Source organism: Kocuria sp. CH-021, from assembly GCF_049716185.1.
Taxonomy (GTDB): Bacteria; Actinomycetota; Actinomycetes; order Actinomycetales; family Micrococcaceae; genus Kocuria; species Kocuria cellulosilytica.
This window is the reverse complement of record NZ_JBNAFK010000010.1, coordinates 96,064-115,664: the sequence shown is the minus strand read 5'-3', so window position 1 is coordinate 115,664 and position 19,601 is coordinate 96,064. Positions and strand designations below refer to the sequence as shown.

At 72.6% G+C, this 19,601-nt stretch carries 18 protein-coding genes; 6 read left to right on the top strand and 12 right to left on the bottom strand.

The genetic code is table 11. From position 1 onward, the window contains the following. Window positions 1–6: 6 nt before the first annotated feature. The gene (locus ACPYN7_RS09715) at window positions 7–915 is read right to left on the bottom strand and encodes a LysR family transcriptional regulator (RefSeq protein WP_058875101.1); all 909 of its coding nucleotides are present in this window, start codon (window positions 913–915) and stop codon (window positions 7–9) included. A 177-nt stretch (window positions 916–1,092) separates the two neighbouring features. Between ACPYN7_RS09715 and ACPYN7_RS09710 the strand changes: the two genes are divergently transcribed. The 3 genes from ACPYN7_RS09710 to ACPYN7_RS09700 all read left to right on the top strand — a co-directional run bounded on the left by ACPYN7_RS09710 (window position 1,093) and on the right by ACPYN7_RS09700 (window position 5,166). Next, the gene (locus ACPYN7_RS09710; protein WP_058875100.1) at window positions 1,093–2,490 is read left to right on the top strand and encodes an MFS transporter; all 1,398 of its coding nucleotides are present in this window, start codon (window positions 1,093–1,095) and stop codon (window positions 2,488–2,490) included. Window positions 2,491–2,650: 160 nt separating this feature from the next. Further along, complete coding sequence (gene mmsB / locus ACPYN7_RS09705) at window positions 2,651–3,571, top strand: 3-hydroxyisobutyrate dehydrogenase (protein WP_058875099.1); 921 nt, start codon at window positions 2,651–2,653, stop codon at window positions 3,569–3,571. Between the two features lie 35 nt (window positions 3,572–3,606). Continuing rightward, window positions 3,607–5,166 carry a CoA-acylating methylmalonate-semialdehyde dehydrogenase gene (locus ACPYN7_RS09700; RefSeq protein WP_424347508.1) on the top strand — a complete coding sequence of 520 codons (1,560 nt, stop codon included), beginning with the start codon at window positions 3,607–3,609 and terminating at the stop codon, window positions 5,164–5,166. 197 nt (window positions 5,167–5,363) lie between these two features. Here ACPYN7_RS09700 and ACPYN7_RS09695 read toward each other — a convergent pair whose 3' ends face one another. Continuing rightward, complete coding sequence (locus ACPYN7_RS09695) at window positions 5,364–5,921, bottom strand: MarR family winged helix-turn-helix transcriptional regulator (protein WP_424347507.1); 558 nt, start codon at window positions 5,919–5,921, stop codon at window positions 5,364–5,366. A gap of 147 nt (window positions 5,922–6,068) precedes the next feature. On the opposite strand from ACPYN7_RS09695, the gene ACPYN7_RS09690 reads away from it, so the two are divergent. Continuing rightward, window positions 6,069–6,722: a hypothetical protein gene (locus ACPYN7_RS09690; RefSeq protein WP_424347506.1), complete on the top strand. Its 654-nt coding sequence runs from the start codon at window positions 6,069–6,071 to the stop codon at window positions 6,720–6,722. Between the two features lie 142 nt (window positions 6,723–6,864). Further along, window positions 6,865–7,059: a hypothetical protein gene (locus ACPYN7_RS09685; RefSeq protein WP_058875094.1), complete on the top strand. Its 195-nt coding sequence runs from the start codon at window positions 6,865–6,867 to the stop codon at window positions 7,057–7,059. Here the strand turns inward: ACPYN7_RS09685 and ACPYN7_RS09680 are convergent. Together ACPYN7_RS09680 and ACPYN7_RS09675 are read right to left on the bottom strand one after the other, a co-directional pair. Further along, window positions 7,038–7,496, bottom strand: a complete 459-nt coding sequence (locus ACPYN7_RS09680; RefSeq protein ID WP_424347505.1) for a DoxX family protein — start codon at window positions 7,494–7,496, stop codon at window positions 7,038–7,040. The genes ACPYN7_RS09685 and ACPYN7_RS09680 overlap by 22 nt on opposite strands. Window positions 7,497–7,740: 244 nt before the next feature. Then, window positions 7,741–8,598, bottom strand: coding sequence for a hypothetical protein (locus ACPYN7_RS09675; RefSeq protein ID WP_424347504.1), 858 nt, complete (start codon window positions 8,596–8,598; stop codon window positions 7,741–7,743). 207 nt (window positions 8,599–8,805) lie between these two features. Here ACPYN7_RS09675 and ACPYN7_RS09670 point away from each other — a divergent pair, with 207 nt between their 5' ends. After that, window positions 8,806–9,735: a LysR family transcriptional regulator gene (locus ACPYN7_RS09670; RefSeq protein WP_424347503.1), complete on the top strand. Its 930-nt coding sequence runs from the start codon at window positions 8,806–8,808 to the stop codon at window positions 9,733–9,735. 153 nt (window positions 9,736–9,888) lie between these two features. Here ACPYN7_RS09670 and ACPYN7_RS09665 read toward each other — a convergent pair whose 3' ends face one another. From ACPYN7_RS09665 to ACPYN7_RS09630, 8 genes are all read right to left on the bottom strand, one after another. Further along, complete coding sequence (locus ACPYN7_RS09665) at window positions 9,889–11,124, bottom strand: acyl-CoA dehydrogenase family protein (protein ID WP_424347502.1); 1,236 nt, start codon at window positions 11,122–11,124, stop codon at window positions 9,889–9,891. Beyond that, on the bottom strand, window positions 11,121–12,578 hold the full coding sequence (locus ACPYN7_RS09660; RefSeq protein WP_424347501.1) for an MFS transporter: 1,458 nt from the start codon (window positions 12,576–12,578) through the stop codon (window positions 11,121–11,123). The genes ACPYN7_RS09665 and ACPYN7_RS09660 overlap by 4 nt, the downstream gene beginning before the upstream one ends. Next, on the bottom strand, window positions 12,575–13,084 hold the full coding sequence (locus tag ACPYN7_RS09655; protein ID WP_424347500.1) for an acyl-CoA thioesterase: 510 nt from the start codon (window positions 13,082–13,084) through the stop codon (window positions 12,575–12,577). The genes ACPYN7_RS09660 and ACPYN7_RS09655 overlap by 4 nt, the downstream gene beginning before the upstream one ends. Next, complete coding sequence (locus ACPYN7_RS09650) at window positions 13,081–14,295, bottom strand: CaiB/BaiF CoA transferase family protein (RefSeq protein ID WP_424347499.1); 1,215 nt, start codon at window positions 14,293–14,295, stop codon at window positions 13,081–13,083. Before ACPYN7_RS09650 ends, ACPYN7_RS09655 begins: the two co-directional genes overlap by 4 nt. 81 nt (window positions 14,296–14,376) lie before the next feature. Continuing rightward, complete coding sequence (locus ACPYN7_RS09645) at window positions 14,377–15,258, bottom strand: 3-hydroxyacyl-CoA dehydrogenase family protein (RefSeq protein ID WP_424347498.1); 882 nt, start codon at window positions 15,256–15,258, stop codon at window positions 14,377–14,379. A 141-nt stretch (window positions 15,259–15,399) separates the two neighbouring features. Continuing rightward, complete coding sequence (locus ACPYN7_RS09640; RefSeq protein WP_424347497.1) at window positions 15,400–16,389, bottom strand: enoyl-CoA hydratase/isomerase family protein; 990 nt, start codon at window positions 16,387–16,389, stop codon at window positions 15,400–15,402. 15 nt (window positions 16,390–16,404) lie between these two features. After that, window positions 16,405–18,423: a TRAP transporter permease gene (locus tag ACPYN7_RS09635; protein ID WP_231738435.1), complete on the bottom strand. Its 2,019-nt coding sequence runs from the start codon at window positions 18,421–18,423 to the stop codon at window positions 16,405–16,407. Beyond that, window positions 18,413–19,591, bottom strand: coding sequence for a TAXI family TRAP transporter solute-binding subunit (locus tag ACPYN7_RS09630; protein WP_424347496.1), 1,179 nt, complete (start codon window positions 19,589–19,591; stop codon window positions 18,413–18,415). The genes ACPYN7_RS09635 and ACPYN7_RS09630 overlap by 11 nt, the downstream gene beginning before the upstream one ends. Window positions 19,592–19,601: the final 10 nt, after the last annotated feature.

Genomic DNA, 19,601 nt, shown 5'->3' with positions numbered 1-19,601 from the left:
GGCCCGTCAGCCCGACGGCGGAGCGGCGACCAGCTCGTCCTTCATGTCGGCCACCGCCGCGCGGATCGCGGTCATGACGGCCTGCACGGCGGGCCGGCGGAGCAGGTCGGCGCGCGAGACCACCCAGTACTCCACGGGGAACCAGAGCTCCTCGGGGAAGAGCCGCACCAGGTCCCCGGCCCGCTCGGCGAGGTAGCAGGGCAGCAGGCCGATGCCCGCGCCGGCGCGGGTGAGCTCCACGTGCACCACGGAGGACGTGGCCCCCACGCCCTGGCGCATCCGCGGGAACCGCCGGCGCGGGATGTCCAGCTCGGCGACGTCCTGCATCGACTCCACGAAGTAGATGAGCGGGTGCTCCTGCACCTGCTCGGGCGTGCGCAGGGGCGGGTGGGCGGCGAGGTAGCCCCGCGAGGCGTAGACCCCCAGGGAGTAGTCGGCCAGGTGGAAGGCCTCCTTGCGGGAGACCTCCGGGCGCCCCACGACCACCTCGAGGTCGATGCCCACCGGGTTGGTCTGCGCCCGCCGGGCCGCGTTGATCATCTCCAGCCGCACCCCGGGGTGCTCCTCGATCAGCCGCCGCATGGCCGCGCCCATGACCACGCCGCCGAAGCCGTCCGGGGCGAGCGCCCGCACCACGCCGCTGACCGAGTTGCCGCGTCCGCCCGGGCCCAGCGGCAGCGAGCCCATCGCGGACTCGATCTCCTCGCCGGCGGACACGAACTTCCGGCCCAGCTCGCTGGGCTCCCACATGTCCCCCGAGCGCACGAGCAGCCGGGCGCCCACGGTCCGCTCGAGGGCCGCCATGCGCCGCGACACGGTCGTGTGGCTGAGCCCGAGGTCGGCGGCGGCGCCCGCGTAGGAGCCGTGGCGGACCACGGCAAGCAGGAGCAGGAGGTCGTCGGCACCGTGCGACAAGGGGCAACTCCTCCGGATGGCGGGACCCGCACCGGACAGTGCACACGACCGGACGGTATGTGCATTTTTGCACAGGCACGGCGAGCGCATGGTCATTGTGAAGGGGGCCACAGATCCGCACACTGTAGGCAAACATTGTGACCACCGTCACCGTTTCCCCAGCAAGAGGAGAACCCCATGAGCACTGAGGACAGGGTCGCCGCCTCGGCGGACCCGAACGACTCCCCCGAGAACCGGGGCGGGCTGAAGAAGGTCGTCGCGGCCTCGATGGCCGGCACGGTCGTGGAGTGGTACGAGTTCTTCCTGTTCGCCACCGCGTCCACCCTGGTCTTCGGCCAGCTCTTCTTCGTGGACACCGGCAACCCGCTGGACGGCATCCTCAAGGCGTTCCTGATCTACGCGGTCGGCTTCATCGCCCGCCCGCTGGGCGGCATCGTCTTCGGCCACTTCGGCGACAAGTACGGGCGCAAGCACCTGCTGCAGATCTCGATCGTCATGGTCGGCGCGGCCACCTTCCTCATGGGCTGCCTGCCCGGCTTCGAGCAGGTCGGCTACTGGGCCCCCGCCATGCTGGTGGTGCTGCGCTTCGTGCAGGGCTTCGCGGTGGGCGGCGAGTGGGGCGGCGCCGTGCTGCTCGTGGCCGAGCACTCCCCCAACAAGGAGCGCGGCTTCTGGTCCAGCTGGCCGCAGGCGGCCGTGCCGCTGGGCAACCTGTTGGCCACCGTCGTGCTGCTCACCCTGTCCTTCACCCTCTCCGAGGAGGCCTTCCTCGCCTGGGGCTGGCGCGTGGGCTTCTGGCTCTCGATCGTCATCGTGGCCATCGGCTACTACATCCGCACCCACGTCACGGACGCCGCGATCTTCAAGGAGGCCCAGCAGGAGGTCCGCGAGGAGAAGTCCGCGGCCTACGGCGTGGGCGAGGTCTTCCGCCGGTACCCCCGCGGCGTCTTCGGCGCCATGGGCCTGCGCTTCGCGGAGAACATTCTCTACTACGTGGTGGTGACCTTCTCGATCACCTACCTGTCCACCCAGCGGGACGTGGACACCAGCCGGATCCTGCTCCTGCTGCTGATCGCCCACGTCATCCACGCGATCTGCGTGCCGCTGGTCGGCCGGGCCACCGACCGGGTGGGCCGCCGCCCGATGTACGCCGCGGGCGCCGCGCTGGGCATCTTCTGGGCGTTCATCGCCTTCCCGATGTTCGACACCGACAACAGCTTCATCATCCTGGCGGCCATCACCCTCGGCCTGATGATCCACGCGCTCATGTACGCCGGGCAGCCGGCGATCATGGCCGAGATGTTCCCCACCCGGATGCGCTACTCGGGCGTCTCCCTGGGTTACCAGGTGACCTCCATCGTGGCCGGATCCCTGGCCCCGATCATCGCGACCGCCCTGCTGCGCGAGTTCAACTCCTGGGTGCCGATCGCGATCTACATCGCCATCGCCTGCCTCATCACCCTGTTCGCGGTGTGGACGCTGCGCGAGACCAAGGGCATCTCCCTCCAGGACGTCGACGCCGAGGACCGGCGCCGGCTCTCCGAGGAGAAGGCCGCCCGGGACCGGACCTCCTGATCCGCACCGGCACCAGCACCCGAGCGCGCCCAGCGGCGGACCGGCCCCCCGGTCCGCCGCTGGGCGCGCTGCGCACGACCCCCGCCGTCCGGCACCCCGCCGCCCGGGACCTCACCGCTCGACACCCCGCAGTTCTCGACCCCGCAGAAGGGACTCCCCGATGACCACCATCACCTGGATCGGCCTCGGCCACATGGGCAACCCGATGTCCGGCAACCTCGTCAAGGCGGGCCACGACGTCCGCGGCCACGACGTCAGCGCCGCCGCCATGGCGGCCGCCCGCGACCACGGGGTGCAGACCTTCGACACCCTGGAGGAGGCGCTGCAGGGCGCCGAGGTGGTGTTCACGATGCTCCCCAAGGGCGAGCACGCCCGTGCCGTCTACCTCGGCGACAGCGGCGTCATCGCGCTCGCGCCGAAGGACGCGCTGCTCATCGACAGCTCCACGATCGACGTGGAGACCGCGGAGCACCTGCACGGGGCGGCCGAGGAGGCCGGCTTCCGCTTCGTGGACGCGCCGGTCTCCGGCGGGATCAGCGGCGCGGCGGCGGCCACCCTGACCTTCATGGTCGGCGGGAAGCCCGACGTCGTCGAGCAGGCCCGGACGTTCATCGAGCCCATGGCCCGCAAGATCGTGGCCACGGGCCACGCCGGCACGGGCCAGGCCGCCAAGATCGTCAACAACATGATGCTGTTCATCTGCCTCGAGGCCTGCGCGGAGGGCTCCGTGCTCGCCGACCGGCTGGGCCTGGACCCCCAGGTGTTCTGGGACATCGCCTCGGTGTCCTCCGGCAACTCCTGGGCGCTGCAGACCTGGTACCCCGTGCCCGGGATCGTGGACTCCGCGGCGGCCAACAAGAACTTCGAGGCCACCTTCAGCGCCGTCCTCGCCGCCAAGGACGCCGGGCTGGCGCTCATGGCGGGCGAGCAGACCGGCGTGCGGCTGCCCGCGGCGGAGCTCGTGGCCGAGAGGCTGCAGCAGCTCATCGACGAGGGCCTCGGGGACAAGGACTGCTCCCTCATCACCAAGTACGCCGCGCCGGACGGGAAGATCCCGGGCTGGGACCCGGACCGGGCCTGAGCGGCGCCGAGACCACCACGACCGAGGAGGACACCATGCAGAACACCAAGCAGGACGCCGAGACCCGCGCGCAGCAGGACGCCGAGCGGGGCGCCCAGGACCCCCGGGGCTCCGGCGAGGTCATCGAGCACTTCATCGACGGGGCCCGCCGCGGCGGCTCCGAGCGCACCGCCGACGTCTACAACCCCGCGACCGGGCAGGTGGCCAGGCAGGTGCTGCTGGCCTCCGCCGAGGAGGTCGCCACCGCCGTGGAGGCCGCCGAGCTCGCCCTGCCGGCCTGGCGGGCCACCGGGATGTCGAAGCGCTCGGCGATCATGTTCAAGGTCGAGAACATCATCCGCGAGCGCACCCCGGAGCTGGCCGCGATCATCACCGCCGAGCACGGCAAGGTCCTCTCGGACGCGGCCGGGGAGGTCGCCCGCGGGCTGGAGAACGTGCAGTTCTGCGCGGGGCTGATGCACCACATGAAGGGCGAGTTCCTGGAGCAGGCCGCCACCGGGGTGGACGTCCACCAGACCCGCCAGCCGGTGGGCGTGGTCGCGTGCATCACCCCGTTCAACTTCCCCGCGATGGTCCCGCTGTGGATGATCACCACCGCGATCGCCGCCGGCAACACCGTGATCCTCAAGCCCTCCGAGCGGGACCCCTCGGCGGCGGTGTGGATCGCGGAGGCCTTCGCCGAGGCCGGCCTGCCGCCGGGGGTGCTCAACGTGGTGCACGGGGACAAGGTGGCCGTGGACGAGCTGCTGACCAACCCGCTGGTCAAGGCCGTGTCCTTCGTGGGCTCCACCCCGATCGCCAAGTACATCTACGAGACCTCCGCCGCCAACGGCAAGCGCGTCCAGGCCCTGGGCGGGGCGAAGAACCACATGGTGGTCATGCCGGACGCGGACCTGGACGGGGCCGCGGACGCGGCGATCTCGGCCGCCTACGGCTCCGCCGGGGAGCGCTGCATGGCCGTCTCGGTGCTGGTCACCGTCGGGGACGTGGCCGATCCGCTGATCGACCGGCTCAAGGAGCGGATCGCGGGCCTGACCATCGGCGACGGCACCGACCCGGCCTCGGAGATGGGCCCGCTGATCACGCCCCAGGCCCTGGAACGGGTCAACGACTACGTGACGGGAGCCTCCGCCGAGGGCGCGAGCGTCGTCGTCGACGGCACGACCCAGCAGTTCGAGGGCGAGGGCTTCTTCACCGGCGTCTCGCTGATCGACCACGTCAAGCCCGGGATGAAGGTCTACGACGAGGAGATCTTCGGCCCGGTGCTGTCCGTGGTGCGGGTGGACACCTACGAGGAGGCCGTGCGGCTGATCAACACCAACCAGTTCGCCAACGGGGTGGCGGTGTTCACCCGCGACGGCAAGACGGCGCGGCAGTTCGAGTTCGAGATCGAGGTCGGCATGGTCGGGGTCAACGTCCCGATCCCGGTGCCGATCGGGGCGTTCTCCTTCGGCGGCTGGAAGAACTCCCTGTTCGGGGACACCCACATGTACGGCCCGGAGTCCTTCAACTTCTACACCCGCCGCAAGCTCGTCACCACCCGCTGGCCCGAGCCCTCGGAGTCCCAGATCAACCTGGGCTTCCCGACCCACTGACGGGTCCGCTCCGCACGGTGCGCGGTGCACCGTGCACTCCGCACCGTGCGGAGCGGTGCCCGGGTGCGCCCCCGCCCGCTCCCAGGCGGGGGCGCACCCGCCTGCTCAGCTCTTCAGGCCGTCGCCGACGTCGCGGGCGGCGTCCTTGAGGTGCTCGCCGGCCTTCCGCTGCGGCCCCGGTGCACCGGGCGCGCGGCTCAGGCGCCCCCGTGGCCCGGGGCGGGGTGCCGGCAGTCCTCGACGCGCTCCTGGAGCCGGGCCTCGTCGACGGCCTCGACCGCCGCCGCCATCTTCTGCAGGAAGGCGGTCACGGTCGCGGCCTCCTCGGCGGTCAGCTCCCGCGCGGCGCTCAGCATGCGCTCGTGCATGGCCCCGAGCGTGGAGCGGACCTCGCAGTCGGCCTCCTCGGTGGCCACGATCACCAGCGCCCGCCGGTCCGTGGGGTGGGGACGCCGCGCCACGTGGCCGCTGCGGGACAGCCGGTCCAGCAGCGTGGTGGTGGAGGCCGAGGAGATGCCCAGCTTGCGCGCCAGATCCCGCGGGCTCAGCGGGGTCCCCGCGCGGTCCGCCTCGAGCAGATAGCGCAGGGCCAGCACGTCCTTCTCCCCCATGCCCATGGAGTCCCGGGTCCGCAGCCGCATGGCGGACTCGGCCGCCCGGTAGGCCCGGAGCGCCTCGAGCACCTGCACCGCCGGCGGGCGGTCGCCCTCGGCGGCGTACCAGTAGCCGGACGAGGTCTGGGGGTGTGCGCTCATGGCTCCAGTGTAGGTGATCTACAAATCAGCAGAACTGGTAACTAGACAATCTAGTAACACTGCTGTTCGATGGGAATCGTGCGACGGCGTGACGAGGCGCACGGAGTCGCAGTGGAACGAAGCAGGACACGTGAGGAAGGTCGCCAGATGAAGCAGCAGCTGCACCACCGGTCCACCGTCGAGACGGCAGAGTCCTCCTCCCTCCGGGCGGTCCGGAACGGCCCCGGGGCGGGCCCCGCCGCCCCCGTGCACTGCGGGAGGCCCATGCCGGTGCGCACCCTCGAGTTCACCGAGGTGGAGGACCGCGTCAACCACGCCGTGGCCCAGGCGGCGGTCGACGGCCGGTGGATGCACGCCTGCGCCTGCGGCTTCCTGCAGGAGACCCCGGCGCCCGAGGGCACGGTGCCCTCGATCGTCCCCGACGGCGAGGCGATGCTGTTCCGCCCGTTCTTCACGCGGCGGGTCCTCGCCGCGGCCGGGCGGGTCGAGACCGCCGAGTGGGCCTTCGACCAGGCCCTGGCGGACGCCGGACCCCTCGCCGCCGGCGACGCCGAGGAGCAGGAGCAGCGACTCTGCGCGTTCGAGTCCGGCCTCGAGGCGGAGCGGTGGCGGCTCGACCAGGCCGTGGAGACGCTGCGCGACGAGCTGCGCCTGGCCGTGCGCCACGGTGTGCCGATCACCCTCCTGGCCCGCGAGACCGGCCTCGAGGAGGCGGACGTGGTGGACCTGCTGCACCTGGGCGACGTCCCCGCGGAGCCCTCCGCGGACGCGGCCGACCGGGCGCTCGCCGAGGCCTGCTGAGTTCCCGGGACGCGCCCGCCGGACCGCTGCCACGGGCCCTCGCCGCCGCGGCGCCGTTGTCGCGGTGGCGCCGGCGGACAGCGTCCGCCGGGCCGCTACGCTGGAGCTGTCCCGAACGCCCCCGCGCCCCGGAAGGACGCCCGTGAAGTCGATCGTCGCGAGCCTGCTCGTCCTGGCCCTGGTGGTGACGTCCGCCGGAGCGCTCCTGACCACGGTGGACGCCCAGGAGTGGCTGCCCGTCGTGGTGCTCGCGGCCCTCGCCTATCTCGGCACGTTCACCGTCTACCGGCGCGTGCGGGAGCGCTACGCCGACCGTTACGCCGACCGCCGGGACTGATCCCGGCGGGAGCGGCGCCACGCCCGCCACGCCCCGGTCGACCACAGGGCCCACAGCACGAGCAGCGGCTGGAACAGCAGCCGCACGGCCCGGGCGCGGTCGGTGTCCAGGCCGAAGGCGTCGGCGCGCGTGAGGTACTGCGAGACGTTGCCCGGGAACACGGCCACGAAGAACGCCGCGGCGAGCCACCCGAGCAGCACCCGCCGGCGGGGCAGGGCCACCAGCGCGGCGCCGAGGACGATCTCGACCACCCCGGAGCCGAGCACCACGGCGTCGTCGGGCACGGGCATCCACTCGGGGACCTGGGCCGTGAACTCCTGGCGGGCCACCGTGAGGTGGCTGATCCCGGCGCCGAGCAGGACGAGCCCGAGCAGCACCCGCGCGAGCGTGCGCGGCAGGGACGTGACGGGGGCGGCGGCCCGGGAGGACGGTGTCATGCCCGGAGGCTAGCAGTGCGGGACCGCCGGAGGTTTGGACAGGTCACCGGGCGCCCCGGCCGTGGTGCTACCGGCGGCAGACAGCCCGACCTCGTTGTCGGGACCGCGCACGGACGCCCGCGTGACCTGCGTCACCCACAGTAGGGGGTTACCGGGGGGTCCAGCGCACTGCATGCGAAATATGACGATTACGAATGCACATCGATCTGCCCGGGGCGGCCGAGGCCCCGTGCGCTGGGGACGGTCAGCAGAAGTCGGCCTTGCGGATCCGGCCGTGGGCGCCCGCGGAGCTGTCCTCCAGCCGGGTGACGGCGAACTCCGCCGTGCTCGAGAGGTAGGCGTGGGCGATGGGCCGGTCCATGCCGCGGTCCCGCGCCAGGAAGTCCACCCCGGCGCTCACGGCCCGGTGCATGGCCGCGGTCAGGCAGAACGTCCGCTCGTCGACGTCGTCCGTGCCCGAGCGGCCGACGACGATCCAGTGCTCGTCGGTCTCGGCGAACGGCTGCCGGTGCGCCACGGCGGGCACGCCCTGGGCGCCGGTCCGGCACACGGTCACCCGGAAGGTGCCGGACAGGGGCTGGCCGGCGGCTCCCAGGGCCCGGTGGAGCTCCCGGGGGCAGAAGACGGCGCCGTCCGCGCGGACCGGCAGATAGGCGGTGCACCCGGTGCCAAGCGGCCCGGGGGACGCCTCGGGGTCCAGGACGTGGAGGACCTCGACCTTGAGCACGTCCCCGGCCCGGGCCGCCGGCAGGAGCGCCGGTCCCGTGACCACGTGCGGACCGACCCCGTCGAGGGCGGGTACGTCGGGCTGCCGCGCTGCCGGGGGCGTGCCGGGCTCCTCCGGCAGGGGCGCCGGACGGTTCTCCTGGTCCGAGGGCGCGGCCGGCTGCGGGCGCCGGAAGCCCGGCACGCCGAGGCCGGAGGACGGGTGGGCGGCCCGCGCGGCCGCGGCGCGCGCCCGCGCCTCCTCGGCCGGGTCCGGCGCGGCGGGGACGGGCTCGGGGCGGGCGGGCTCGACGGCCGTGCCGCCCACCACCCGGAGGGCCGGTCGCCGCGCGTGCGGGAGCACGGGAGCGGATCCTGGTCCGGCGTGCTCAGTCATGGGCTGCTCCTTGGGGGCGGGGCGAGCGGTACTGCTCCGACTGTAGGAAGTCCGTGTTGCTGCACCGGACACGGAGTGTTTCCGGAGCATGACGAACCTCATAACGAGAGGAAGCATGCCACGGACGGGCGGGCAAGCCCCACAAATGACAATTGCGACGAAACCGCCCCCGTGCAGCCCTGTCCGGGCAGCACCTAGTCTGGCCGGATGGAAGTCCACAAGGCCCAGGCGTTCCTCGCCGTCGCGGAGGAGCTGCACTTCGGCCGCGCGGCGAAGCGCCTGCACATGGCGCAGCCGCCCCTGAGCCGCCTGATCCGGCAGCTGGAGGCCGAGCTGGGCGCCACCCTGTTCGAGCGCAACACCCGCCACGTGACCCTCACGCCGCAGGGCGAGGCCCTGCTGGAGCCGGCCCGGGAACTGGTCATGCTCGCGCGGCGGATCAAGGACGTGGTCCGCAAGTCGCAGGAGGGCGAGATCGGCCGGGTGCGGCTCGGCTTCGCCGGGGCCTCCGTGAACCAGGCGGTGGGTGAGCTGGCGCGCCAGGTCCGGCGCCGGCGCCCCGGGATCAGCCTGGAGCTCTACAGCTCGCAGTTCTCCTACCTGGGCCTGGAGAAGGTCCTGGACGACTCCCTCGACCTCGTGATCGGCCGGTGGGACTTCCTGCCCGCGGAGATCAGCTCCCGGCTCGTCGCCCTCGAGGAGCTGCTCGTCGCCCTCCCGGAGAACCACCCACTGGCCGACCGCGAGACGGTCGACGCCGAGGACCTCGCGGAGGAGGCGTGGATCGTGCTGCCCGGCGGGGCGGGGGCCACGCTGCCCAACCGGCTCAACACGCTGGCGATGAACGCGGGTTTCGTCCCGCGCGTGGTCCAGGTGGCCCCGGACTCCTGGACGCTCGTGGTCCTCGTGGGCGCCGGGATGGGCATCTCCCTGATCCTCTCCAGCGTCCGGGACAACGTGCCGTCCAGCGGCGTGGTCTACAAGCCGCTGACGCAGGAGCAGAAGCCGGTCGAGGTCCGCCTCATCTGGCGCCACGGGGACGCCAGCCCGGCCCTGCAGTCGGTCATCGAGATCTCCGAGACGGTGTTCCCCGCCCCGGACGGCCCCCTGCCCGCCCTGCCCACCAGTACCCCCTGACGCCTCCCCCAGCTCTCGGCCTCCCGCCCCCGGCTCCCCCGGATCGCCGAACTCACCGGTTCTCCCCGAGATGCGATGGTTCGTCTGTGCTTCTCGGGCCGAACCGGTGAGTTCGGCGGCGGGGGTGGGAGCGGGGCGGGAAGGGACCGGCGCTCAGTTGAAGGCCGAGATGCCGGTGATGTCCCGGCCCACCAGCAGCGCCTGGATGGAGTCGGTGCCCTCGTAGGTGGAGACTACCTCCATGTCCGTCATGTGCCGGATGACGTGGTTCTCGAGCAGCAGCCCGTTGCCCGCCAGGAGGTCGCGGGCCTCGTTGCAGATCCACTTGCCCTTCTGCGCCGTGGCCATCTTCACCATCGAGGCCTGCGCGTTGGACAGCTGGCCCCGGTCGGCGAGCTCGGCCATCCGAACGCACAGCAGCTGCATGGTGGTGAGCTCGCTGAGCATGTTCGCCAGCCGGGCCTGGACCAGCTGGTAGCCGCCGATGGCCTGGCCGAACTGCTTCCGGCGGGCGGCGTAGTCGGCGGCGATCTCGAAGGCCGCCATGCCGTGGCCCACGGCCTCCCAGGCGGCGCCGCCGCGGGTGGCCTGCAGGACCCGGGAGACGTCCTTGAAGGACCGGCAGTGCTCCAGCCGGTTGGCGTCCGGCACCCGCAGGCCCTCGAGCACGATGTCGGCCTGCTGGATGGCCCGCTTGCCGACCTTGCCCGTGATCACCTCGGGGCGGTAGCCGGCGGGGTGGTTGCCGTCGTCGTCCTTCTCCACGGCGAAGGCGTTGACCTTCCCGTCCTCGGCATTGCGCGCGAAGAGCACGACGACGTCGGCCGCGTCCCCGTTGCCGATCCACCGCTTGTGCCCGTCGATCACCCACTCCTGGCCCTCGCGGCGGGCCGAGGTCTCCAGGGCCACCGAGTCGGAGCCGTGCTCGGGCTCGGTGAGCGCGAACGCGCCGGTCTTCTCGAGCCGAGCCATGGCCGGCAGCCAGCGGTCCTTCTGCTCCTCGGAGCCGAGCATGTTCAGCGCCCCCATGCACAGGTTGCCGTGCACGCCCAGGAACGTGTTGATGCTGCCGTCGGCCCGGGCCATCTCCCGGGCCACCATGCCGGCGGCCCTCCGTGACATCCCCGGGCAGCCGTGGCCCTGGATGGTGGTGCCGATGATGCCGAGCTCGGCCAGGCCGGGCAGCAGCTCCCAGGGGAACTCGGCGCGCTCCCAGTAGTCGTTGATCACGGGCAGCACGCGCTGCTGGGCGAAGTCCCGCACCCGGTCCCGGACGGCGACCTCCTCGGGGGTGAGGTCGTCGTCGAGCCGGAAGTAGTCGGAGGTCGCGGCTCCCGCGCGGACGGCGGCCGGCGCCTCGGTCGAGGGAGCGCTCGCGGTGGTGGTCATGGTCGGTCCTTTCGTCGGCGGGTCCCAGGACCCGCGGTGGTCGGTGCGGTCGGTGCTGCCGGGAGTTCCCGGCGAGTGGCTCGCAGGATCGCGAGCAGGCCCAGCGCGGTCAGGGCGACCGCGGGGAAGACGAGGATCGAGGCGCCGGTGGCCCACGCCAGGGAGACCCCGGAGTAGCCCACGGCCATCGAGAGGAAGCGGATCATGTTGTGGATGCCGATCGCGGTCCCCGAGCCCCCGGCGGGCGAGAGCACGAGCTCCGTGGCCGCCGCGCTCTGGGCGAAGGCGATCCCGGTCCCGGCGAGCACGAGCCCGAGGACCACCAGGGAGACGATCACCCAGCGGGCCACGCCGAGGCCGGACGAGACCATGGCCAGGGTGACCACCGGGGCGGCGACCACGAGGATCAGGACGCCGCGGCTCAGCTGGACCCCGCTGCCGTGCCGGCGGCCCACCCGGGCCGCGACGGGCCCCGCCGCTGTCATGGCGAGCGCCAGGGTGAGGACCACGGCCCCGATCCGGGCGGGCCCCAGTTCCAGGTCCGAGCCGAGGAACAGGGGCACGGCCACGATGGCCACGGCCATGGAGCCCATGGCCAGCCCCGCTCCGGCCGCGGCGGTGAGATAGGCGGGGTCCCGCAGCAGGGCCGGGTCCAGCAGGGGCCGGGGTGCCGCCGCGTCCCCCGCGGCCCGCCGGGACCGCCGCCGGGAGAGACGGGCGAACAGCCACCAGCCGAGCACCGCGGAGACCGCGCTCGCGGCCGCCCAGGACCAGGGACCGGACTGCCCGGCCAGCAGCACGGCGGCGGCCGTCGACCCGCCGCCGACCACGAGCCAGGCCATCGCGGCCACGTGCATCGGCGGGCGCCGCCGCCGGATGCGGGGCATGAACACCGCGAGCAGGAGGATCAGCACGAGCACCAGCCCGGCGTGCACCACGAACACCCAGCGCCAGCCCAGGGCCTCGGTGAGGACGCCGCCGAAGGGCGGGCCCACGGCCTGCCCCACGCCGATGGCCGAGGCCCACGCCCCCATCGTCTGCGCGGTGCGCTCCGGCCAGGTGCTGACCAGGGCCGCCTGCACGCAGGGCGGGATCGCACTGCACGCCGCGCCCTGGACCATCCGGGCGAGCACGAGCGCCTCCATGCCCGCCGCCGCGGCGGCCGTGAGCTCCGCGAGGACCATGACCCCCAGCGCCGAGAGCAGGAAGGCCCGGACGCCGAGCCGGTCGCCGAGCCACCCCGCGAGCGGGACGGCCGTGGCCATCGCCACCGTGAAGGCGCTCACGGCCAGCACCGACTGCTGCGCCGTCATGCCGAGGTCCGTCTGGATGACGTACAGCGGCGCGTTGATCACGTTCGAGGACATCGTGCCCAGCGCCGTGGTGGCCAGCAGCGCCGGGTACGCGATCCGCCGCGCCCGCAGGCCGGCCCGCCCCCTCCGGAACGCGGTCATGCACGCACGGTCACGGAGCCCGGTTCGGTCTCCGGCTCGGTCTCCGGTTCGGTCTCCGGTTCCGGCTCCGGCTCCGGGACGACGACGCCCGCCAGGGCGGCCCGGACCCGGTCCGGCAGCGGCGTGGACCGGCCCGTGGCGGGATCCGTCTGCACGAGCACCGTCCGGGCGCGGACCGCGACCTGCTCGTGCTGGACCAGCTCGTAGGCCACCGTGCAGGACGACCGGCCGACCCGGGCGACCCGCACCCGGGCCGTGAGCTCGGGGCCGTGGTCGATGGAGCGCAGGTAGTCCAGCGCCAGGGACACCACCACGCGCGGCCGGGCGGGGTCCGGGACACCGTCCTGCCCCAGCCAGGCGGCCATCGCGGAGAGCCGCGCCTCCTCGAGCAGGGTCACCACCCGGGCGTTGTTGACGTGCCGGTTGAGGTCCTGGTCGGACCAGCGCACGGGCAGCACGGCGGTGTGGACGGTGCCGACGGGGCTGACGGGGCCGACAGCGCTCATGACGCCTGCCGGACCGCGGGCTCGCCGCGCTCGAGCCAGGCCAGGACGCGGTCCCGGTCGCCGTCGAGCCGGGGCGGGGCCTGCGAGTAGTCGACCGGGGTGCGGCTGAAGTCCACCGGGTGGCGGACCGTGGGGATCTCCCGGTCCCCCGTTCCCGCCAGGACCACCGGGTCCAGGCCGAGGCCCTCGGCGAAGCGGACGCCCTCGTCCACCCCGAGGATCGGGGCGCATGGCACCTTGACCGCCTTGAGCAGCTCGAACCAGTCCTCTGCGTCCCGGGCGGCGAGCCGCTCGACCATCAGCCGGCGCAGCTCCACCCGGTGGGCGTTGCGCGCGGGCACCGTACTGAACCGGTCGTCCTCGGCGAGCTCGGGCGCCCCGAGGCACCGGCACAGCCGCGCGAACTGCCCGTTGTTGCCCACCGCGATGACCATGTCCTTGTCCCGGGTGGGGAAGGGCTCGTAGGGGTAGAGGCTCGGATGCTCGTTGCCCATCCGGGTGGGGACGCTGCCGCCCGCCACGTACGCGGCGGACTGGTTGACCAGCCCGGACAGCGCCGAGGTCAGCAGGTTCAGCTCCACGTGCTGGCCCGCCCCGGAGGACTGCCGCTCGTGGAACGCGCCCAGGATGCCGGTGGCGGCGTGCAGGCCCGTGATCACGTCGAACAGGGCCACGCCCGCCCGGTACGGCTCGCCGTGCTGGCTCCCGGTGAGGCTCATCATCCCGGAGAGGGCCTGGGCCAGCAGGTCGTAGCCGGGCAGGTCGGCGCCGCCGGCGGTGCCGAAGCCGGTGATCGAGGCGTAGACGAGGTCCGGGCGCCAGGCGCTGACGCTCTCGTAGTCGAGGCCGTAGCGCGCCAGGCCGCCGGGCTTGAAGTTCTCCACCAGGATGTCCGCGCGGGCGATGATCCGCTCCACGACCTCGAGCTGCGCCGGGTCCGAGAAGTCCAGGGCGATCGAGTGCTTGTTGCGGTTGACCGAGAGGAAGAAGGTGCTCTCGCCGTCCCGGTGGGGCGGGACCCACGCGCGGGCGTCGTCCCCGGCGGTGCTCTCCACCTTGATGACGGTCGCGCCCATGTCCGCCAGCAGCATGGTGCAGTAGGGGCCGGCGAGCACGCGGCTGAGATCCGCCACCACCACCCCGGCGAGCGGGCCCGTGCCCGGGCGGCCGAAGATCTCCTGCAGGGCGTGGGCGTCCTCGAACTGGCTCATGTCTTCTCTCCTCGTCGTCGTTCCTCGTCCGGTGCTCGGCCCGGAGGTCGTCCGGGGCGCGGCCCGGTGGTGGTCCGGGGCTCAGCCGGCGTACTCGTACCAGCCGCGGCCGGTCTTGCGGCCGTACCGGCCCTGCTCGTAGAGCTTCTCCACGGAGGGGTGCGGCAGGTCCGCGGGGTCCCCGCTCTGCTCGTGCTCCGCGAGACGGATCAGGTAGGACACGTCGATGCCGACCAGGTCCATCAGCTCGAAGGGGCCCATCGGGTGGCCCAGCGCCGTCCGCGCCGCCACGTCGATGTCCTCGAAGCTCGCCACGCCGTCCGCCTCGAGCCGCAGGGCCTCGTCCCGCAGGGCCCCGAGGAGGCGGTTGGCCACGAAGCCGGGGACCTCGTGCTGGAGCCGGACGGGCTGCTTGCCGAGCCGGCGGGCCAGCTCCACAGTGGTCTCCACGGTGGCGTGCGAGGTCTGCGGGTTGCGCACCACCTCGACGCAGGCCATGACCAGCGCCGGGTTGAAGAAGTGCATGTTGCACACGCGGTCGGGCCGGCCGGTCGCGTCCATGAGCAGGGACGAGGGAATGGTCGAGGAGTTGGTCGCGAGGACGGCGTGCTCGGGCGCGGCCTCGTCGAGGTCGGCGAACAGCTGCCGCTTGATGTCGAGGCGCTCCACAGCGGCCTCGAGCACGAAGTCGGTGGAGCGCGCCGCCTCGATCGAGTCGGTCGTGTACGCCATCCGGGCGAGGGCGGCGTCCACCTCCTCCCGGCTCCTGCTGCCCTTCTCGGCGAGCCGGCCGAGCCGGCGGCGCACCTCCTCCCGGGACCGCTCGAGGGCGGCGGGGTCGAGGTCGCTCGTGGTGACGGTGTAGCCGGCGAGGGCGAAGACCGCCCCGATCTGGGTGCCCATGGCACCGGATCCCACGATCAGGACGTCGCGGACGGCGTCGATGCTCGGCTGGGAATTCATGCTCTGCTCCTCGGGGTGGTGGTGCGAAGGTCTGGGGGCGGTCGTGCGAAGGTCTCGGGCGGTGGTGCGAAGTCGCTGCGGGGCGACGGCCCTGCGGGGTGGCCGCCGGGTGCGGGCGGGGAGCCGCCCGCACCCGGCGGTTCAGTCCTGCTCGCGGAAGCGGGCGGGGCGCTTCTCCAGGAAGGCGCTCGCGCCCTCGGCCTTCTCGTCGGAGGCGTAGAGGAGGGACTGGGCCAGCCGCTCGAGCAGCAGCCCGGTGCGCTGGTCCGTCTCGGCGCCGTTGCGCACCACGAGCTTGGCCAGCCGCACGGCCAGGGGGCCCTTGGCGAGGATGGTCTCCGCGGTGGCGAGCGCGGCGCCCATCAGCTCCTCCGCGGGGACCACGCTGGTCACCAGCCCGATGCGCAGCGCCTCCTCGGCGTCGATGATCCGGCCGGTGAGGATCATCTCCTGCGCCCGGCCGAGGCCCACGAGCCGGGACAGCCGCTGGGTGCCGCCGGCGCCGGGCAGGATGCCGAGGTTGGTCTCGGGCAGCCCGAACCGGGCGTTCCCGGCGGCGATGCGGATGTCGCAGGACATCGCCAGCTCGTTGCCCCCGCCCAGCGCGAAGCCGTTGACCGCGGCGATCGTGGGCAGCTCGAGGTCCTGGACCCGGTCGTAGAGGCGCTGCATCCGGGCCCGCAGCCCGTCCCGCAGCGTGTAGCCGACCAGCTGGGAGATGTCCGCGCCGGCCACGAAGGACTTCTCCCCAGCGCCCGTGAAGACCACGGCGCCGACGTCCTCCCGCCGCTCGAACGCGTCGAGCGCGGCCTCGATCCCGTCCAGCACCCCGAAGTTCAGGGCGTTGCGCACCTCGGGGCGGTTCACGGTGACGACCGCGACCCTGCCGCGGAGTTCGGCCGTGACGGTGCCGGTCCCCGTGTCGACCACGGTTCCCGTGCTGGTGCCGGCCGTGGTGACGGCGTCGGTGGCGCCGCTCGTGCTGTCGGTGGTGGTGCCCGCCGTGCTGTCGGCGGTGGTGGTGCCCGCCGTGCTGTCGGCGGTGGCGGTGCCGGCTGTGCTGTCGGCAGTGGTGCCGGTCGTGGTGCCGGCCGTGGTGGCGGCAGTGGTGGTGCCGGTGCTGTCGGTCATGTCGGGTCCTTCCGGTCAGACGGTCGCGGTGGCGGGCTCGGGGGCGTGCGCGGCAGCGGTGTCGTCGTCGTCCGCGGGCCCGGCCTGCACGGTCAGGAAGGTGAGCAGCACGCTCCCGGAGACGAGGGCCAGGCCGAGGACGGCGGTGATCGGGGTGGGCAGGAAGAGCAGGAACCCGCCGACCGCGGCCGCCGCCCGGAACAGGGCGGGCATCCGGCGGTCGAAGCCGACCGTCCAGCCCTCGATGGCCGAGGCCAGGGCGTAGACCCCCACGATGCTCAGCGCGAACGCCAGCAGGATCCGGCCGGGCGAGTCCTGGGCGACCAGGGCGGGGTTGAGGGCGAAGCCGAACGGGACGATGTACTTCACCGCGCCGAGCTTCATGGCCGCCACGCTGGTGGCCATGGCGGGGGCCTTGGCCAGACCCGCCGCGGCGAAGGCGGCGAGGCCCACCGGTGGGGTGATGTAGGAGACGGACGCCCAGTAGATGACGAACAGGTGCGCCGCGAGCGGGTTGACCCCCAGGTCGATGACGGCCGGGACCATGACGATCGCCAGGAACACGTAGGCCGCGGAGATCGTCATGCCCATCCCGAGGATGAAGCAGGTCACGGCGCCGGCGACGAGGATGAGGACCACGTTGTCGCCCACCAGGGAGACCAGCTCCCGGGCCAGGGAAAGGCTCACGCCCGTGGCGGTGAGGCCGCCGACGATCAGGCCCACACCGGCGATGATCCCGACGATGTTGCTCAGCGTCCGGCCGCACTCCACCAGGAAGTCGGTGAACTCCCGCGGCCCGAACTTCTGGCCCGGGCGCAGCACGGCCACGATCAGCAGCACCAGGATCACCCAGTACGGCACCTGGGTCTCGGAGTCCGTGAGGAACAGCAGCCCGGTCAGCAGGCCCAGGGCCAGGACGTAGGGCCAGCCCCGCACGAGCGTGGCGAGGGTCCGCGGCAGCAGGTCCGCGGACACGCCCCGCAGCCCGTTGCGGGCCGCGTAGCCGTCCACCTGCAGGTAGATGCCGAGGAAGTAGAGGACCGCGGGGATGGTGGCCGCCACCAGGATCTCCGTGTAGGGCACTCCCACGAAGGAGACCATGAGGAACGCCGCGGTGCCCATGATCGGCGGGGTGATCGATCCGCCCGAGGAGGCCGTGGCCTCGATGCCGCCCGCGTAGGTGGAGCTGAACCCGGAGCGCTTCATGGCCGGGATGGTCATCGGCCCGGTGGTCAGGACGTTGGAGACCGCGCTGCCGCTCATCATGCCCATCGCCGCGCTGCTGGCCACGGACACCTTCGCCGCGCCGCCGCGGTAGCGGCCGAAGATCGACATGGAGAGGTTGTGGAAGAAGTCCGCGCCGCCGGTGTGCTGCAGGGCCACCCCGAAGACGAGGAAGCCGATCAGGATGGTGGCCGCGGTCTGAATGGGCAGGCCCAGGACGCCCTCGGCCCCCATGATGTGCACCTGGGCCAGGGTCGGCAGGTCGTAGGTGACGCCCTGCAGGACGCCGATCGGCAGGTTCTCGGCGACCAGCGGGTACAGGGAGAACAGCAGCGCGATGACGGTGACCGTCAGCCCGCCGGTGCGGCGCAGGGCCTCGAGCACCACGAGCCACAGCACGAACGCGGCGACCGTGGCGGTGGTGGGCGCCATGAACTCCCAGCCGTAGTTCTTGATCCGGGTCCCGTTGGCCGCGAAGTACGTGCACACCGCCGCGGAGACGACCATGAGCAGGACGTCGAACCACTGGACCCGGCGCTCCCGGCCCGCGCCGGCCGCGGTGCTGCCGCCGGTACCGGGCTCCTGCTGGGCCTCCACCTGCTGGGCCAGCGGGACCTTGCGCAGGGGGTTGACGATGAACACCACCGGCAGGAAGGCCGCCAGGATCAGGTAGAGGTAGGAGTTGGTCAGCAGGGACAGCCCGCCTACGTTCCAGAAGAACACCTGGTTCATGGCCAGCAGCACGCCCAGCACGGTCAGCGCGATCACGACCGTCCGCCAGAACGGGGTCACCCGGGTCTCAGTTCTCATCGTCGTTCCCCTCGCCGTTCTCCTGGCCGTTCTGCGGGCCGTCCAGCTCCTTCTGCTTCCACTCCGTCCAGTTCCGCTCGAGCTCCTCCTCGGCGGAGGACTCGACGACGCCGGGCCAGGCCTCCCGCATGCGCTCGCCGCGCTCGACGAGCTGGTCGTTCTTCCGCTCGAGCTCCTCGGTCCACACGCCGCGCTCCTCGAAGTAGCGGACGGTCCCCTCGTGGAACGGGACCACCAGCGGCTCCTTCAGCACGGCGTCGAAGGAGAACTGCTTCGTGTCCGGGGTGGTGCCCTCGTAGTGCTCGTAGTTCTCGACCATCGCCTTCACGAGGTGGTAGACCTCGTCCGCGTCGCGGTCGGCCGTCGTGGTGAGCGGGATCGTGTACTCGAGGACCCGAGCGCTCTCGCCCTCCTCGAGCCCGGCGCCGCTCGTGATCTCGCCGACCGTCACCATGGGCATGAGCTCCTCCCAGGTCTCGTAGCGGGCCGGGTCCGGGTCGTCGAAGCTCAGCCACTGGACCTCCGTGCTGGAGGCCAGCTCGTTGATGTTGGAGCCGACCACGTTCTGGTACAGGGCGTCGATCTGTCCCGCTTCGAGCCCGGCGATCTGCTCGCCGTAGGCCATCGGGACCTGCTCGACGTCGTCCCAGGTGAGACCGCCGTAGTTGAGGAAGCCCTCCATCTTGTTGTTGATGGAGGTGTTGGCGGTCAGCCGGGGGACCCGTTTGCCCTCGAGGTCCGCGAAGGAGTCGATGCCGCTGTCCTCGCGCACGAGCATCCCGTAGTTGCCGGGCGGCGCCCACACCATGCGGAGGTCCTGGGGACCCCACTCCTCGCTGGCGTACTCGTAGTCGCCCTCGAAGGCGTAGTAGTACTCGTCCCCGGCCCGCGCGTAGTCCACGGTGCCGTTCACGAGCGGGGCCAGCCGGCCGATGCCGGTGTCGGCGGTCATCAGCCGCACCTGCACGCCCTCCTCGTTGGTGAGGGTGTTCGCGATGGCGGCGAGATCGTTGTAGGTGCCGGTGCCCACGTTGTAGGTGGACCACACGAGCTGCTGCGGCAGGCCGTTGGGGCCCACCGGCTCGTTGCCCCCGGCGGCGGCGCAGCCGGTCAGGCCCAGCACTGCGACGGCGCCCAGGGCGGCGAGCCGTGTTGTCGTTGTCCTCATGATGGCCTTT

Coding starts and splice junctions, on each gene's coding strand:
- ACPYN7_RS09635 (WP_231738435.1), bottom strand. CDS start 18,423: ATGAGAACTGAGACCCGGGTGACCCCGTTCTGGCGGACGGTCGTGATC.
- ACPYN7_RS09660 (WP_424347501.1), bottom strand. CDS start 12,578: ATGACCGCGTTCCGGAGGGGGCGGGCCGGCCTGCGGGCGCGGCGGATC.
- ACPYN7_RS09695 (WP_424347507.1), bottom strand. CDS start 5,921: ATGAGCGCACACCCCCAGACCTCGTCCGGCTACTGGTACGCCGCCGAG.
- ACPYN7_RS09665 (WP_424347502.1), bottom strand. CDS start 11,124: ATGACCACCACCGCGAGCGCTCCCTCGACCGAGGCGCCGGCCGCCGTC.
- ACPYN7_RS09710 (WP_058875100.1), top strand. CDS start 1,093: ATGAGCACTGAGGACAGGGTCGCCGCCTCGGCGGACCCGAACGACTCC.
- ACPYN7_RS09675 (WP_424347504.1), bottom strand. CDS start 8,598: ATGACTGAGCACGCCGGACCAGGATCCGCTCCCGTGCTCCCGCACGCG.
- ACPYN7_RS09640 (WP_424347497.1), bottom strand. CDS start 16,389: ATGACCGACAGCACCGGCACCACCACTGCCGCCACCACGGCCGGCACC.
- ACPYN7_RS09650 (WP_424347499.1), bottom strand. CDS start 14,295: ATGAGCCAGTTCGAGGACGCCCACGCCCTGCAGGAGATCTTCGGCCGC.
- mmsB (WP_058875099.1), top strand. CDS start 2,651: ATGACCACCATCACCTGGATCGGCCTCGGCCACATGGGCAACCCGATG.
- ACPYN7_RS09670 (WP_424347503.1), top strand. CDS start 8,806: ATGGAAGTCCACAAGGCCCAGGCGTTCCTCGCCGTCGCGGAGGAGCTG.
- ACPYN7_RS09700 (WP_424347508.1), top strand. CDS start 3,607: ATGCAGAACACCAAGCAGGACGCCGAGACCCGCGCGCAGCAGGACGCC.
- ACPYN7_RS09630 (WP_424347496.1), bottom strand. CDS start 19,591: ATGAGGACAACGACAACACGGCTCGCCGCCCTGGGCGCCGTCGCAGTG.
- ACPYN7_RS09645 (WP_424347498.1), bottom strand. CDS start 15,258: ATGAATTCCCAGCCGAGCATCGACGCCGTCCGCGACGTCCTGATCGTG.
- ACPYN7_RS09680 (WP_424347505.1), bottom strand. CDS start 7,496: ATGACACCGTCCTCCCGGGCCGCCGCCCCCGTCACGTCCCTGCCGCGC.
- ACPYN7_RS09655 (WP_424347500.1), bottom strand. CDS start 13,084: ATGAGCGCTGTCGGCCCCGTCAGCCCCGTCGGCACCGTCCACACCGCC.
- ACPYN7_RS09690 (WP_424347506.1), top strand. CDS start 6,069: ATGAAGCAGCAGCTGCACCACCGGTCCACCGTCGAGACGGCAGAGTCC.